A 17,228-nucleotide genomic window follows, 5' to 3' on the forward strand; every position below is an offset into this window, starting at 1 on the left:
CTTATTAGGAGATTAATCATTGTACGTCCATCCCGGGTTCTGCGTTAACCGTTTATTACGTTTCAACTCATCGTGGCTGATAGGCCAAAAATAGAGTTTACGCGAGAAAGCAGTTGGCAAGTCTGCAATTTCAATTGGCGTATAGAATTGTTCTCTCTGTTCCTCTGTATCCGACATATAGAAATTGCATCCATAATTTTTCTTGGATTCTTCCACTTCTGCATCTTTCCATCTACGTAAATCGAAATAACGCTGCCCTTCACCCATAAATTCAATCTGACGTTCACGTTTCAATTTCTTACGAAATACATCCCGGTCTTGATATTCTGCCATTGTATAATCGGGAACACCTGCACGACGACGTACATCCCTGATACCTTTTTTCATTTCATTAATGTCACGCCTAATAGTATAACTAGTAGAGCCATCCCATGATGGAATGTCGTATGAAGCTCCATCTTCCAGTTCATTCAAAGCTTCAGCGTAGATCAACAGAATTTCGGCAAAACGAATGGCAGGTTCTGCTTTCGCTTTGATTTCCTTACGATTCGTATCGTCCGGATGCACATACTTCATGATACCGATCCCAGATCGCAAATAAACACCAGTACCAGAGAAACCGTCAGTATTGATACCATAATAATAGTTGACTTGTTTCTCAACGTCATTCTTATAATCAACCGTCTCTGCATTTTTCAGTAAAGGCCATACGCAACCATTAAACGAAACAGAAGCGTAGAAACGAGGCTCACGCCATGCATACTCTTTCCACACCCCCTTCTTTAAATGAGGATACGTTCCTGCTTCTCCTTCCTTCTTGGTCACAAAACGTTTTCCAACCTGACAGGTATCCAAAAAGGTTTGGCGGTTAAACTCCGAGCCATCATACATATAGTAAGCGTCACACATCTTTAATGTCATACCATAAGCGTTGCTTCCATTACCCAATGTTCTCGGCATTTGAAGTCTCACCATTTCAACCAGACTGTTCCCCCCTTGGTTACGTCCACGGCTGAAAATCAATTCCGGATTCTGATACATCGCTAATGCACCGTTGAAAACCGATCGATAAGATTCGTAAGGATCGATATCGCTATAACCACCTTCGTTCCATGTCTTTTTTGAAAAGTCGCCATCCTGATAAGGAGGAATGGTAGCAGGATAGCCGGGTTCGGCAATGTTAGTAGCCTTTTTGTAATAAAGTTCATAACGATGTCCGTTATTTTCTCCCGGTAGTTCCATTACATCTCTGGCCGCTGCCGCTGCTTTTGCCCACTTATATTCATTGTACTCTTGAGACATTAAACAATTTCCATCGTAGTCTACCATATCCGAAAACTTATCAGCATCATCCGGACGTGGATTATTGATAGGACTTGCCGAATACAACAACGCCCTGGCACGAGCCGCCAATGCCGCTCCGCGTGTAGGACGCGCCCCCTGATTAATAGCCCGAATCAAAGGCAAGTCCTTGGCAGCTAAAAGCATTTCCGACTCAATGTATTCCACACATTTATCATATGAACTACGCTGAATGGCCAAATCATCATAACTAGAAGTATAATCCACTCCCTCATCGGGCAGCAAAGGTACAGGACCGTATTTGCGCAACAATAACCAATAATAATAAGCACGAACAAAACGTGCTTGTGCCTTCAAATCCGCCCTCTCCTCTTCGGTAAACTCCGTGTTCATATCAATATTTTGAATGAAGATAGAGGCCTGGCGGATACCTTTATAACTTTCATTCCACGAATGTCGGTAGCCTTCATCATAAGTACCGGTTTTGAATGTCTTATACTCATCCAGACTATTACCTCCGAAGTAGATATCATCAGCAAAATTAGTAATGGTATTCAACATCATAGATACTTCTAAATTGTATCCATTCAAAAAGGAGTAGGCATGTGCCAACCATTCTTCTGTGTTTTCCTTATCAGTGAACACATCCTCCAAAGACCGACGATCTTTGAAATATTTGTCTGAGTCGAGTTTATCCGTACAAGCGACAGTAATCACACTCAACACAACGCCAATATACAGTTTATATATATTTCTCATCTTCATGTATTTAATTAGATATTTACAGTCAATCCTAAAGTAAATGTCTTGGCAAGCGGATACTTCTCTCCGTTAGTACTTCCCATTTCCGGATCCCATTCTTTAAATTTGGCAAACGTCAAGAGGTTTGTACCGATAAAAAATACGCGTATTTTGCTAAACCGCATCTTGCTCACGATTGATTTCGGTAAGGTATAACCAACTTCCAATGTTTTCAAGCGCAAATAAGAACCGTCTCTGAGCCAGAAAGTGGAAGCTCTATAGTTATTATCATTTCCTCCATAGCTAAGTCTCGGATACGAAGCGTTCGGATTCTCATTGGCCGGAATGCCCAATGTGACTGCAGTTTCCGCATCAACATAGCGATCTCGCACCAAATTCGTCAGAACATTTCCCCACTGACTACCACTAAAGGCATATACAGTAGGACCATCAATAAAAAACGAAGACTTGCCTGCCCCTTGGAAATGTGCATTGAAATCGACACCTTTCCATTGTGCAGAGATACCAAAACCATAAATTAAATTCGGCTTAGTTGTCGCACCAACAGCCACTCTGTCTCCGTCATTAACAACACCATCTCCATTGACATCTTTATATTTGATATCACCCGGTTGTACTTTTCCCCATACAGTCTGCTGAGGACTATTGCGTATATCATCGTAATCCTTGAACAGTCCCACAGCAATTAGCCCCTTTGCCTGATTCACCCGGTACCCAGCCTCCTTTTGATAAGGGTAAACCGCATTCATTTCATCTTTCTCCAAAATCTCGTTTTTGCTGTAAGTAAAATTACCGCGAACTGTCAGATTGACCTTTCCTATCTTTTGCTTGTAAGCAAAGTTACCGTCAAAACCTTTCGACAGAACACTGCCGACATTGGCTTTCGGATTACTATTCACTCCCACAATACCCGGTAGATATTTACGTTCCATATAGATGCCATCACGCTGCTCATGGAAATAGTCTACAGTAGCCGTAACTTTATCATTGAATAAGGATAGGTCCACACCCGCATCGTGCTTGGTTGCAATTTCCCAAGTGACATTGTTGGAGGCCAACTGCGTATACATCATTCCCGTATATACATTGTCCGGAGAGCCATAATCACTCCAAGTCCAGCCACTCCCATCATCCTTGATAGTATACAAGTAAGGGAAACGTACGTCCATCTTATCATTACCAACCTTACCATAGGAGTAACGTAATTTGAACATATTCATCCATTTCAGATGTTTCTTAACAAACTTCTCTTCCGCTATGTTCCAAGCCAAAGAAAAAGCGGGGAAAAAGCCGAAACGATGTCCGTCAGCAAAATTTTCTGAACCATTATAGCCAAAATTGAAGTCGGCAAAATAACGATAATTCCAGTTATAACTAGCACGCCCCGCCAATCCCATGTGACGCTTGGCAATACCATTTTTTACGTCTGTTCCAATATCGACTGTAGTTCGGTAAGCATCCTGACTATATTTCAATGTCCCACCTATATGATGTGCATGAAATGCACGATTATATTGCAGATAGGCTTCTAAAAATTCACGGCGCTCACCGGTAGAGGAACTAGTCTGTTCCATCGGTTTCTCGGCACTTTGTTGCTTGAAGATCAGGTTTCCGGCATCATCGCGTTCTCTTTGGGCGCGCCAGGTTTCCGGCATTCTTATCCGGTTTATTTCACTCTGATTGTTCGTATCAAATCCAAAGCGACCTTCAAAACGCAAACCTTTGGTAATAAAGTCCAGCTTTTGCTCCAAAGATATATTTGTCTGAATTTTATTATTCCAGATTTCTTTATATCCAGTCTGTGTGGCAAGTACCCAAGGATTCTTACGATTATCTTCTACCCCGTGTGCAGGAATATAACCATTAGAATACATGACAGGAATACTGACCGGATTCTGCCCCATTAATGAAGTCCATACATTAGAACCTTGTCCCGGTGCATTACGCTTCTTTAATGAACCGGATACACCCACTTTTACAAGAGTAGTCTTTGTTACATCAATATCTGTATTCAAACGATAATTCCAACGCTGACTGCTAGGATTAGTATTATAATCCTCACGCATAGCATCATCCGTTTTGTACATTCCTTCTTCATTCACATAACTCAACGATACGAAATAACGTGCTGTACTACCACCGCCACTCATATTCAAATTGGCACGATAAGTCATGGCTCCGTCTTTCAACAACACATCCATCCAGTCTACATTCGGATATAAATCCGGATCAAGTCCCAATCGCAGGAGTTCCATTTCATCATCTTGATAAATTCTCTCTTGATTACGAGTAATCTGTGCTTCATTCATCAACATGGCGTAACTATAGCCGTCCGCAAATTCCGGTGTAATAGTACGTGCATTATAAGAGGTCTCCACTTTAGCATTGATCTTGATCTTACCTTCTTTACCATGTTTAGTAGTAATCAACACTACACCATTAGCACCACGAGGACCATAAATAGCTGTTGTAGAAGCATCTTTCAACACAGTAAAAGATTCAATATCTTCAATATTGATTTCATCCAAATCGCGTTCGAAACCATCAACGAGAACCAATGCAGAGCTGTTAGCACCAAAAGTAGATATACCACGGATCCAGAATTCTGAAGTATTCACACCTGGTTGTCCGGAAGTCTGCATAGCAAGAACACCTGATACATTTCCAGCTAATGCATTAGAAAGATTTGCTGAAGGATTTGACTTTAGTACTTCTACATCTACATTCGTCACTGCACCTGTCACTGTCAATTTTCTCTGTGCTCCAGTTCCTGTAATTACAACCTCATCAATTTCCCTAGCCTCCGTTTCTTTCATCGATATATTTACCAAACTCTGGCGTTTCACCAACATCTCTTGCGTATCAAAACCAATATACGAAAATACCAAACGAGAAAATTCCTCAATTTTAATTTTGTAACGCCCGTTGATATCTGTTATCGCTCCCAAACCTGGTTTATCTTTCACTGTTACATTGACACCAACCAATGGTTCTTTATTCGTGTCCGTCACGACTCCTGTTACCTCAATCGTCTTCTCTTGAGCAAAAAGGGAAACAGAGACTAATAACAGGCAAATCGTAATAAATTCTTTTATTCTCATGTGTTCTTCTTTTTATTGATTTTCTTGGTGCTGATTATCATTGGATTCTTCTCCGCCTAAATCATCAGGAGCCTGTTCTTTAGCAATCTTCCGAATCTTATAATTCCCCGAATCACCTACATAGAAAGTCTTTGTTTCCTCATCGTAAGCCAAAGCCACCGGTTGATTAAAACGTGCCCTCTCACGTACTTCTCCATTTTGCTTACCCCATTTATAGCTACTTGCGGAAGCAGAACCGCGCCCGGCAAACGTAGAAACTACCCCATCCGGAGTCAATATTCGAATACAATGATTTTCTTTATCTGCAAAATAAAAGTCATACCAATCATCTTTATTAGCTGCCTTATACTCTTCATTGAGCACAAAGACACCTTGACCAGGCTTATTGATACGTGCATTGATACCTACAAGATCCTTATAATCAGCCTGACCGGATTGTCCACATACAATATACGGAGTTACCAACTTTTTAGTTTCTTCATCATAATTGGAACGAAGTATATAATGCGATTCATGCATGATGATATAAACATATTTACCTGTTGGATGAGGAACCATGCTAAAGTCAACCGTTTGATTAGGTACACTAAATGCCAAGAATTCATTCAACCCTGATCCACCAGGAACCTCCGGATTGTTATTATAGCCGTTTTTTTCAAAATTATATCTGTACACATTGCCTGTTGCACGATGATTGAAATAAAGTTCTCCCGTTTGTGGAAGCACCATAGACCCATTGCAAGCATTACCACGTGCCAAAGCTACCCAACTGGATTCTCTGAAATCTTGTCCGTCTGTACTATTCTCGCGCTTTAAAATAATATTGTTTCTATTCTTAGCGCCACCATTTTGGGGGGCAGCCAATATCATATCACCATCATTAGTCCATGTAATAGTAGTTGCACGATTAATATTATCCAGTTTCTTGGTATAGATCATTTTTTGTTCTAGATCCAACACTCTCAAAAGCCCATTATTCTGAGACAAATAAAGGATATTAGGATGTTGAGGATCGAAAGAGAACCAAAAAGGATAATCAATCTTTCCGCAATTGTCAAACGGTCCAGTCTCTACAATATCGGCCTTACCCAATTCGTCCACGTCACCACACAAGTCCGTTACCACCATCTGCGGTTCATACTGATATTTTTCAGGCAATACTACAGTTTGTTCACCGACCTTCACCTCTATAGTCCCTTCGAAACAACTTTCCGGCGTAGAACAATAAATGCTGGTACCTTTGGCGCTGATAACAATCGCATCCTTTCCACCGACCTTAACAGAAACAATGGAACAATCTGTCCCGAAGTTTCTTCCATAAATAATCATCTTCTTTTTTCCACCTCCCGATTTAGGTGTGAAATCCGTCACCTCTATCGGTTGGCTCGGATCATAAGGCACTGATGTCTCGTCTTTACTATCTTTGCAGCAGCTAAAACAAACTGCAAAGATAAATGCCAACATCATGTACTGTAGCCCTATGCTCCCACGTTTCATAGTTTTACATTTCATAATACTTTAGATTTAAATTATTGATTATTCTGAGCTTTATCCATCAGCACCTTCATCCAGTATCCTCCAATCACTGAACGTGCTCTGAAACCAACCCACTTACCACTGTCTGTATGATGCCAGTCACTGATAGGTACACGAGATACTGTTTCATTGATATATTTATAAACAGGATCTGAGAATTTCCGGAACGTCGCCTTATCCGGTGACATAGCCGCCGTCCACATGATCCAGTCGGATTTGGTGTATTCTTTGCGAGAGTCCAAAGGAAGTCCGTAAGGGTTCTGTTTTGTCAAATAGTAGTTAATCTCTTTCCCGATTACATTGTTAGGGAATAAATTCAAATTCCATAACTTGTCCCAAACCATATTATACTTTTGACTCCAGGTGTCCTTTCGGTCAAAAGCCAAACGGTAATGGTTACCTTCATTGGCCATTTCTTCCCATTTCACCGCCATTTTCTTAGCTATCGCTGCATATTTGTCAGCTACATCATTCAGGCCGAGCATACGAGCCATCTCACTGTATCCGGCTACGCCCATGATGGCTTTTACTGAAAGATTGGCATTATGAGCCCAATGTCCGGCGAAGTCATCCGTGCAGAGTTGGTTCTCCGGGTCCTGTCCATACTCTACTAAATAATTGGTCCATGTTGTCAAAATGTCCCAATATTTCTTAGCATAATCTGCATTACCTTCAATTTTGGAAATGGCTGCTGTTAGAATCACCATGTTACCACTCTCTTCAATCGGCATATCACCACCATAAACTTGTCCGTTCGCTATTGGATAAGTTCCAAGATCATGTGCTGCGAAAGGTTTATTCCAACGACCACTAGCGCTATATTCGAAGATGCTAGTCATCATTGCCTTCTCTAAATCAGGATTATAGATCAAAAATAGAGGAGCGGACGGATAAGTCAGATCGACGGTATTGATACAGCCATTACTATTGTTTTCTTTAGAGAACCACATCAGGTTGCCCTCTTTATCCGTGAACAGCTTATGTGCAGAAATGACCTGACGATAGGCAGCAGAACATATCTCTGCATATTTCTTACCACCAGCTTTTTCTGCATCGCTATAAATAAGTTCATCAAGTGCACGGCAACGCTCCATAATGGAGTGATAGTTATCTCTCAACTTTTCGAAAGCATCAAAAATAGTTACTTTACCATCATGTTTCCAATAGCCCATGCGTTTTTCATACATGTATTCGATAGAATAAATGTCATCATAACCAATCATCATGAAACCATCCTTACCATCTTTTGCAACAGTTCCCAAATTATGAACATAAGCCATTGCGGGAGTATTTTCCTCTTTACGAGTAATCCATTTGGTTTTACTTGAAGCTAATGTTCCATTTTTAACAAAAGATTCTTTCATTCCGCTATAGTCACCCAAGCTTACAGATTTTCCGGTTCCATTTACACTACCAAGATAAACATATCCCCAATCTGCGCAGATCAAATCACCTTTGCGATCACAAATTGGTTGATTTATGGTACCCGCTTCTACGTAACTAATACCGTTTTTCGATAATGTACGTGCAACAGTAGGCTGAGTAGTTTCATTTACCGCCAGCACCGGGGTGGTTTCCATATAGAATTGAACATCATGCTCTTTTTTATCGAGAGGACGCACACGATAGGATATATAATTAATAGGAGTTGACAGCAAATCCAAATCATCAATCAGTTGAGGTGCTGTAAATACAAGATCTAATTCGACTGGTCCACAAGCGAATGTATAATAAGTAGAAGTTGCTAACACATCTACGGACTTTTGTATGGCTTCATTATCGAATGTAACCGCATCTTTCTTTTCCCGGTACAGTCCGAAATCCACATAAGAACCTCCGGTCGTGTTATGACAATGCACTGCTATCACATTTTTTCCCTTACGAAGTTTTTTCTTGGCTTCATCTGAAAGCTTCAGGTTTACATTATCCCTCCATACGAGACCTGTACTAACCAATTTTTCTCCATTCAAATACAGTTCGAATACATCATCATGAGAATAAATAAGGTGAATATTCTCCGATATATCCAAATCATTAAGTTCAAATGTACGTCGGATATAAATATCCGTATTATCTCCTTTCCATTCTGTGCGAATACGTGGCATATCGCGACTACCGAAAGCTGCTTTACCTTTTTTCCAATTGCTATCATCAAACTGGAATTCTTGCCATCCATTTGCAGGTTGACTGTTAGTATATGCAGCCTCCCAACGTTCTATATTTGTCATGGGAGCAATAGGCAGTAAAGTCACTTGATCTTTACCTAGGAAGCGATACACTTTACCGTCTACACGCAAGGCCCCAACTAAGGGCTTCTTAGCTGCAGTCCAATGTTCGGTACTTCCCTCCATCAATTTATCATAAGGAGACCAAATAGAGAAGTAAGGATCTGAAACGATGATAGGTACTGACGGAGTACGCAACGCTACTTCCTTTACCGGTTTAAAAAAGTGGTCGGTTTGAGCATTAGCGAATAAACCGACTGAAAAGGCCATTACTGTTAGTAGTTTCTTCATAACTATTTTCTAATTAATCTACAATTTAAAGGTTACCCATCTACAATCTTGTTTACCAATAAAGAAAAACTACCCCTATGTTCTTTTTCTCTTTTTACTTGGTTACTATTACGTTTTTAGAATACAATCTTACCTTTTATTATCGCTATACCTATTAGTATATTAAAATCAGTACTGTCGAATATTATATAAATGTCGGGGAAAGTTCATATAGAATTGTGCGCTTCAAACAGCCCTGTGTGGCATACAAATCTTATCTGTTTCCCATGGTATTTCATATGTGACGTTACAAAATAATTGAATTAATACTAAATATCAGGAAAATAAGTGTTCAAGAAAGGACAAAATCTATCCTTTTTTCATATTCCGGATGCTTTTTCTTATAAAAAAAGTCTGTTATAGCACGCTCTGAATAGCTTTTGTCCTATTGGTCAATATTTATCCGTCTTCTTTAGTATAGCATAATACGCTTGACGAATTTTAGCTTTTAATAATTTGATATTGCTCATTTCAGATTGCTTTTATAACTTTGCAATACGAATGCAATACAGATTTTACTATCGCAAAATATACTCCATATATTAAACCCAGGTACGTCACTCGGGAAGGGACTACCGTCCTTTATGTTCGATATAACTACAATCGAACTAAGCGTACGCTTATCTCTACCGGCTATAGCATTAAACCGAAACATTGGGATGCTAAAAAGAGATGGATTAAGCGTGCATGTCCAAACTATGATGAGATCGATGCTTGTCTGATCAAAATTACATCTAAGCTTGGAGAAATTCTTACATACGCTAAAATAAACGGAATAAATCCAACTGTTGAATTTGTTTTACTTGAACTAAAAAAGAACAGGGAATATGAGTTACGGCCTAATCGAGTAGATATATTTGACACATTAGAAAGATATATTATAGAAAAAGCTCCAGTTGTTTCCGCAGACCAAATAAAAGACTACCGAACGCTACGTAAACATCTGATTGCTTTCAGAGAATATTCATCACAACCAATTACTTTTCATCATTTGAATCTCATATTCTACAATGAATTTATGGACTATTTGTTCTATAAAGTAATCAAGCCTGATGGAAGCATTGGTTTACTTACTAATTCTGCAGGAAAAATAGTACGCTTATTAAAAGGTTTTGTTAATTACCAAATAGATAAAGGGGTTATTCCTCCAATTGATCTGAAATATTTTAAGGTTGTGGAAGAAGAAACTGATGCTATTTATCTGAGTGAGAAAGAACTGTCAACAATATATGAGTTAGACTTGTCCGACGACAAGCAACTGGAAGAGATCAGAGATGTTTTTATTACCGGATGCTATACTGGGTTACGTTATAGCGACCTTTCTACATTAGGGCCAGAACATATTGACTTAGATAATGGAAATATAAATCTTAAACAGAGGAAAGTACATAAAGCAGTCGTAATCCCTATGATTGATTACGTGCCGGAAATACTCAAAAAATATAACTATGATTTGCCTAAAATACCTAGATACATATTTAATGAGAGAGTCAAAGAGCTGGGACAAAGAGCAAAATTAAAACAAAAGATTGAAGTTGTCCGCAAGAAAGGTAAGGAACGAGAAAAAAAAGTATATGAAAAGTGGGAGATGATCTCTTCTCATACTTGTCGACGATCGTTTTGCACAAATATGTATTTATCCGGTTTTCCTGCAGGAGAACTTATGCGTATATCCGGGCATAAAAGTCCATCTGCATTCATGCGATATATAAAGGTCGATAATCTACAGGCTGCAAAAAGACTAAAAGAGCTTCGAGCTAAACTAGCCAAGTAAAGATTGAAATATTTTATCTTGATTATTTTAAATAATGTTCCATTGTTCATGAACAAATTACATGTATATGAAGTGGTTCAACCTATTTACTGAAGCAAGTCGAATCATGTGCTTGAGTTGCTCAAGCCGCCTACATCATTTCATTGAGTGTAGTACTTGTTACAGTCAAATCTCCTACTTGTTACAGTCAAATTTCCTGCTAACTATTAGAATAGAAAAAATGATCTTCAGCCTTCAGTTCTTCAAAAAAGTCCCTTTTCATCGGCATTTCTTCCTGAAAGCACTCCTGAAAGCGAACATGTATAACCATAACTTCTTTCTCTATATTTACTTTCAATAGAGCCTCTGTTTCATCCAAATAGAGGCTCTGTTTTGTCCGAATACAAGCTCTGTTTCATCCGAATACAGGCTCTGTTTTGTTCAGCCTACGTGGTGAATCTATCTATCCGATGTGATACACATTATAGAACGAGTATAGTAAGTATATATACCCACTGCGTTGAATAGATCGTTTTACCGGCAAAACAAAAAAGCTGAAAGCGCTGAAAGCACTACCCCTTGCCTACAGTACCTTCCTGCAAGGGTCAATATTTTCCGGTTTCAGCCGCTATCTCCTTCCTGCAAGGCGTTTGCGGATAAAACTGAAACCGCTGAAGGCAGATTATAGTATGAAAATTCAATGAGAGGGTTTGGGCAGGTTTAAATCAGATAGTTGGATTTTTAATTCATTTCCGTACAGAAATTACATAGATAAATGAAAAAGAGAGAAAGAGAAAATATCCATTTTTTCAGATTAGCCCATTTCTCATCTTAGACTACCCTACATTTATTCCTTAATTTTTTATTTATTAAAAGCTTGCTTATGAGTTAGAATTTTGTATTCCATTTTAATAGTCAGAACAATACAAAGACAACACAATACAGAAATAACAACCTGGATTTCAGTTTATTATCTAACACTATTTTAGTATGGACAGGACCCGGAGAACCAACTCTGCACGGATGACTTCGCCGGACATTGGGCTCATAATGCCAATCTTTCAGTAAAAGCCATCATGGGCGTAGCCGGATACAGTGAGATGGCTCGTATGCTCGGCCTGAATGATGTAGCTGACAAATATGCAGCGATAGCTAAGAAAATGGCGGTGAAATGGGAAGAAATGGCCAATGAAGGTAACCATTACCGTTTGGCTTTTGACCGAAAGGACACCTGGAGTCAAAAGTATAATATGGTTTGGGACAAGTTATGGAATTTGAATTTATTCCCTAACAATGTAATCGGGAAAGAGATTAACTACTATTTGACAAAACAGAACCCTTACGGACTTCCTTTGGACTCTCGCAAAGAATACACCAAATCCGACTGGATCATGTGGACGGCGGCTATGTCACCGGATAAGGCGACGTTCCGGAAATTCTCAGATCCTGTCTATAAATATATCAATGAAACAGTATCTCGTGTACCCATCAGTGACTGGCATCATACAGACAGTGGTAAATGGGTTGGTTTCAGAGCACGTTCGGTGATCGGAGGATACTGGATGAAGGTGCTGATGGATAAAGCTCAAAATAATCAATAAAGCTACTATAATGTTAACTCAAAATTTATACGTATGAAGTTCTTAAGAGAAATTTTGTTAATTGGGCTATTACCTGGTTTTCTTATAAGCCAAGCACAAAACGTCCAAAACAAAGAAGATGTACCTTTAGATTTAGGTTATCGTGTACTCCCTATGGGAGATTATAACGGTTCAGCCTACACCATCTCGGGTAAACAGTTACGCAATCTACCTGTCACAAATCTTTCGGCAGTATTAGCCGGACTGGTACCTGGTTATTTTGCCCGACAAGTGCAAGGTGGCGGATTAGTGAATGAACAGAATTCATTTTGGATAAGAGGGCAAAGAAGTAATTCATCCAATGCGCTAGTACTAGTTGATGGACAAGAACGGGATTTTACTGTTTTGTCATCACACGAAGTAGAATCAATTACCGTATTGAAAGATGCTGCAGCAACAGCTTTATATGGAATGCGTGCAGGCAGTGGAGCTATTCTGGTTACAACTCGTAAAGGAATAAAAGGGAAACCACAGGTTGAATTAACAGCTCAAATAATAGCTCAACAGCCACTTAAAAAGTTAGAGTCATTAAATGCAGCCGATTACGCAAGACAATATAATATAGCCCGCCACAATGACAGTATGGATCCACTGTATTCCAACTATGACATTATGAATTATGCAAAGAATGCCCCTAATTCCATATTGTATCCCAATGTAGATTGGGTTGATAAATACTTGAAGGATACCCGATGGAGCCAACGCTATAATCTTAACATCCAAGGAGGGACAGAAAAAAGTACATATTTCGTGAATGCAATGTATACTCGTAACAATGGCTACTTCAATACGGATGATTCACATGATTATAGTACCAATCACTCTGCCGAACGGTTTAATATTCGTTCCAATATAGATTTTGCCGTAACCCGTACCACTCAGCTGGATGTAAACTTGTATGGCTGGTATCAAAGCCAGAATGGACCGGGTAGCGGAGCTGAAAATATTTACAGAAACTTAGTTACATTACCACAAGGGATCTTTCCAGAGTGGTACAATGATCAAGGGTATACAGATCAATACGGCAATATTATCAATGCAGAAGATGGAAAAATTGTAGCAGGAAATGCATTCCGTGAAAATGCATGGGCAATGCTAAATCGATCCGGTTACTTTCAGGACAAACAATTGTATGGTTCTTTCCGTACGAAACTCTCACAGGATCTTTCCTTCATAACAGAGGGATTAAAAGCTTCTATTGCTTTATCTATGGATTCACGTACAGTTTCTTCTATCAGACGTACAATAACTTTCGCATATTACGAAAAGGACGCCACGAATGAGAACGTTCTCCGCCGGACCCGCGAGGATGACTCAATGATAAACAAAGTAGATAATACCAATTCTTTCCGCCGAACCGGTATCGTGGCTCAGTTAGATTATAACCGTACCTTTGGAAAACATAGAATTTCGGCTTTAGCTTTCTATGAACAATATGAAAGCAATGATGAAATGGTATTGCCAACCCGATTCCAAAGCGCAAATGGTTGGTTCGGCTATAATTATGATAAAAGATATGGCATCGATGTTATCGGAGCTTATCAGGGATCTCACAAATTTGGGCCGGGACACAAATTCGGTTTCTTCCCTACAATATCTGCCGGATGGACTGTTTCTAACGAATCTTTCTGGAAAGATGCAAAAAAAATAGTGCCCTACCTAAAACTAAAAGCATCTTATGGACAAGTCGGCAACTCATCCGGCGTAGATGCCTTTTATTACAGGGGACGCATGTGGCCGCAAAACGAAGTCTATATCACAGGGGTAAATATGGGAACAAAGCTTGGAGGATACATTCAGGATATACTTCCAAATCCCGGATTGACTTGGGAGAAAGCTAGAATTCTGAATATCGGAATAGATACCCAACTATTTTCAGACCGATTATCTGTTACAGCAGAATTTTTTAAAGACAACCGTCATGATATGTACGTCGTAAATAACAAAATCAGTTCTCTTGTCGGCAATGTAAAGGAATTTAAGCAGAATATAGGCAAGATTAATAGCCATGGAGTAGACTTATCTGCCACGTGGAATTCAAATATTGCAGACTGGGGCTATTTCATAGGTAGTACATTCTCTTATTCTACGAATAAAGTGATTGCAAATGGTGAAGTAGACCAGCCATATGATTGGTTGAAGAATCAGGGACGTCCTCTAGGAGAAAATCGAGGATACATTGCAAAAGGCTTTTTCAAATCTTGGGAAGAAATAGCAGCCTCTCCTGTACAAACATTCTCCGATGTCCAACCAGGTGATGTACGTTATGAAGATATAAACAAAGACGGACAGATTGATGTAAACGATATGATACCTATCGGTTACGGAGACATTCCTAGAATCATGTATGGTATTAACTTAGGGGTCGGTTACAAAGGATTTTCGATCACAGCATTGTTTCAGGGAGCAGCAAAAGTCTCTCATCAATATTCGGACATCGTAATGAATCCTTTTACAGACAACGGAACCATATTTGAGCATCAACTTGATTACTGGACACCCGAACACCAGAATGCAGCATTCCCACGTTTGACAACACTGGACAATGCTAATCTTAATAATAGGCAGGTAAGTACATTAAATGTAAAAGATGCTGATTTCTTAAGATTGAAAACATTGGAAGTTTCTTATGACTTTCCTGTAAAAATGATACAGAAAATCCATCTTAAGGGATTGAGACTTTTCCTTAGCGGAACGAATCTGATTACCTGGACAAAATATAAATGGGTTGATCCTGAAGCGCCTTCACTGGCGGCTCCTTTGACGAGAAACATGAGTATAGGTTGTTCCTTAAAATTCTGATAGAATGAAAAAATCGATAATTTATTTAGCAATAAGCACAACACTTACATTTTCCAGTTGTGACTATTTGGATGACATGCCCTATGACTGGGCACAACCTGATGATATTTTTACGAATGAGCAGAATTATCTGAAACCTATCAATCAGGTTTATGCATATATTCCCGAAGGCTTCAACCATGTAGGAAATGCCTTTTTAGATGCAGCTACCAATGATGGAATAAGCACAATCATAGATTCGGATATCCATAAATTGTCTCGTGGATATATCACTTCTTCAAATCCGATTGAAGAATGCTGGAATAATTCATATAAGGGAATTCGACAAGCAATTTTTGCCCGCAAATATTTGCGTGAAGCCGACTTGGTGTTACAAAACAAGACAGAAGAAGATATTCAAGCATTCAAGGATACTTATTGTGCGGAAACCGAATGTTTACAGGCCTTATTTGAGTTTAACCTGTTAAGACACTACGGAGGTTTTCCTATTGTCGATCGTATTTATGAAGTCGATGATCCTGAACTGCAGACAAAAGCAAGAGACTCTTTCAAAGACTGTGTCAATCACATCGTACAGTTGTGTGAGAGTGCTGCCGCTGTATTGAAAGTTAATCCGGAAGGCGGGAATGGTTCTTATGGCCGCATGACTAAAGGGATGGCACTCGCTATTAAAGCCAAGACGTTACTCTACGCCGCAAGCCCACTCTATAACAGAACAGATAACAATGACCCTGTACTAGGGTATACTGATGGATCGGATGTAGCAGAACGCTGGCAACTTGCCGCCAAAGCTTGTGCAGACGTAATCAACCTGAATGTGGATGGCACTATAGCCCCGAATGGAAATAAGAAATATAGTCTGATAACTCTTACTGCTGCTAAAACGTATGATAAGATCTTTATCCATGCTAACCCTAATTCGGAATATATCTTGTTCTACACAGCTACCAAGAACAATACTTTAGAAAACAGGCATTATCCCCCTACAATTTCAAAAGACCAAGGAGGAGGTACAGTACCTTCACAGCAATTGATCGATGCATTTACCATGAAAGACGGAAGTGATTATACCCATTCTTCTGATGGTAGGAACATGTATAAAAACAGAGACCCGCGTTTGGCAGCAATTATTGGATATGACGGTTCTGTTTATGGAAAGAATACCATTTATACGCGAATTAGTGATAATACAACCATAGACGGACTCAACCAAGTGAAAAACCGTTCGACCAATACAGGATATTATTTAGCTAAGTTTCTGGACAAAACCCTGAAGTTCGGACAGGCTAATGTAGGCACTGTTTTCCACTTATTCCCGATGATTCGTTTATCTGACATCCTACTTTCTTACGCAGAAGCCATGCATCATGCTTATGACATGAATGCGGATCCTGAAGGCTACGGTTTGACAGCAGTAGAAGCCGTACAGAAAATACGTTCCAGAGCCGGATTCGGAACAGATGATAAATTTCTTAATGGGGTGACAGATGACAACTTCTTGGAAAAGGTGAAACAAGAACGTCGTATCGAACTCTGTTTTGAAGAACATCGTTACTTTGATTTGCGACGTTGGATGGATGGCAATCAACTAAGAGAGCCTATTGTCGGAATGAAAATAGAAGAAAATGCTTCCGGATTTCATTATACTCGCTTTACGGTAGATGAAGCACGCAATTTTAAGGATTACATGTATTATCATCCCATTCCTCTGAAAGTAATAAAGGAAAACCCTTCCATTCAACAAAATCCGGGTTGGTAATGGGGAGCAAAACTATTT

The 17,228-nt window shown here is 39.5% G+C and carries 7 protein-coding genes and 1 pseudogene; 4 read left to right on the forward strand and 4 right to left on the reverse strand.

What is annotated here, in order from left to right:
* Window positions 1-12: 12 nt before the first annotated feature.
* From AB9N12_RS05865 to AB9N12_RS05880, 4 genes are read right to left on the reverse strand one after another with little or no spacing between them, the layout of a single operon-like run.
* Window positions 13-2,061, reverse strand: coding sequence for a RagB/SusD family nutrient uptake outer membrane protein (locus AB9N12_RS05865; protein ID WP_369890501.1), 2,049 nt, complete (start codon window positions 2,059-2,061; stop codon window positions 13-15).
* Window positions 2,062-2,075: 14 nt separating this feature from the next.
* Window positions 2,076-5,165, reverse strand: coding sequence for a SusC/RagA family TonB-linked outer membrane protein (locus AB9N12_RS05870; RefSeq protein ID WP_369890503.1), 3,090 nt, complete (start codon window positions 5,163-5,165; stop codon window positions 2,076-2,078).
* A 12-nt stretch (window positions 5,166-5,177) separates the two neighbouring features.
* The gene (locus AB9N12_RS05875) at window positions 5,178-6,677 is read right to left on the reverse strand and encodes an IPT/TIG domain-containing protein (protein ID WP_369890505.1); all 1,500 of its coding nucleotides are present in this window, start codon (window positions 6,675-6,677) and stop codon (window positions 5,178-5,180) included.
* Between the two features lie 17 nt (window positions 6,678-6,694).
* Complete coding sequence (locus AB9N12_RS05880; RefSeq protein WP_369890507.1) at window positions 6,695-9,217, reverse strand: glutaminase domain-containing protein; 2,523 nt, start codon at window positions 9,215-9,217, stop codon at window positions 6,695-6,697.
* Window positions 9,218-9,746: 529 nt separating this feature from the next.
* On the opposite strand from AB9N12_RS05880, the gene AB9N12_RS05885 reads away from it, so the two are divergent.
* From AB9N12_RS05885 to AB9N12_RS05900, 4 genes and pseudogenes are all read left to right on the forward strand, one after another.
* On the forward strand, window positions 9,747-11,030 hold the full coding sequence (locus AB9N12_RS05885) for a tyrosine-type recombinase/integrase (protein WP_369890510.1): 1,284 nt from the start codon (window positions 9,747-9,749) through the stop codon (window positions 11,028-11,030).
* A 968-nt stretch (window positions 11,031-11,998) separates the two neighbouring features.
* Window positions 11,999-12,610 (forward strand): annotated as a pseudogene (locus AB9N12_RS05890) (DUF1793 domain-containing protein); the annotation flags it as partial.
* A 33-nt stretch (window positions 12,611-12,643) separates the two neighbouring features.
* Window positions 12,644-15,451 (forward strand): SusC/RagA family TonB-linked outer membrane protein, encoded by a 2,808-nt coding sequence (locus tag AB9N12_RS05895; protein WP_369890512.1) that lies wholly within the window; start codon window positions 12,644-12,646, stop codon window positions 15,449-15,451.
* Window positions 15,452-15,455: 4 nt separating this feature from the next.
* The gene (locus AB9N12_RS05900; protein WP_369890515.1) at window positions 15,456-17,210 is read left to right on the forward strand and encodes a RagB/SusD family nutrient uptake outer membrane protein; all 1,755 of its coding nucleotides are present in this window, start codon (window positions 15,456-15,458) and stop codon (window positions 17,208-17,210) included.
* The last annotated feature ends 18 nt before the right edge of the window (window positions 17,211-17,228 follow it).

It is taken from the genome of Bacteroides sp. AN502(2024) (genome assembly GCF_041227145.1).
Classification (GTDB): domain Bacteria; phylum Bacteroidota; class Bacteroidia; order Bacteroidales; family Bacteroidaceae; genus Bacteroides.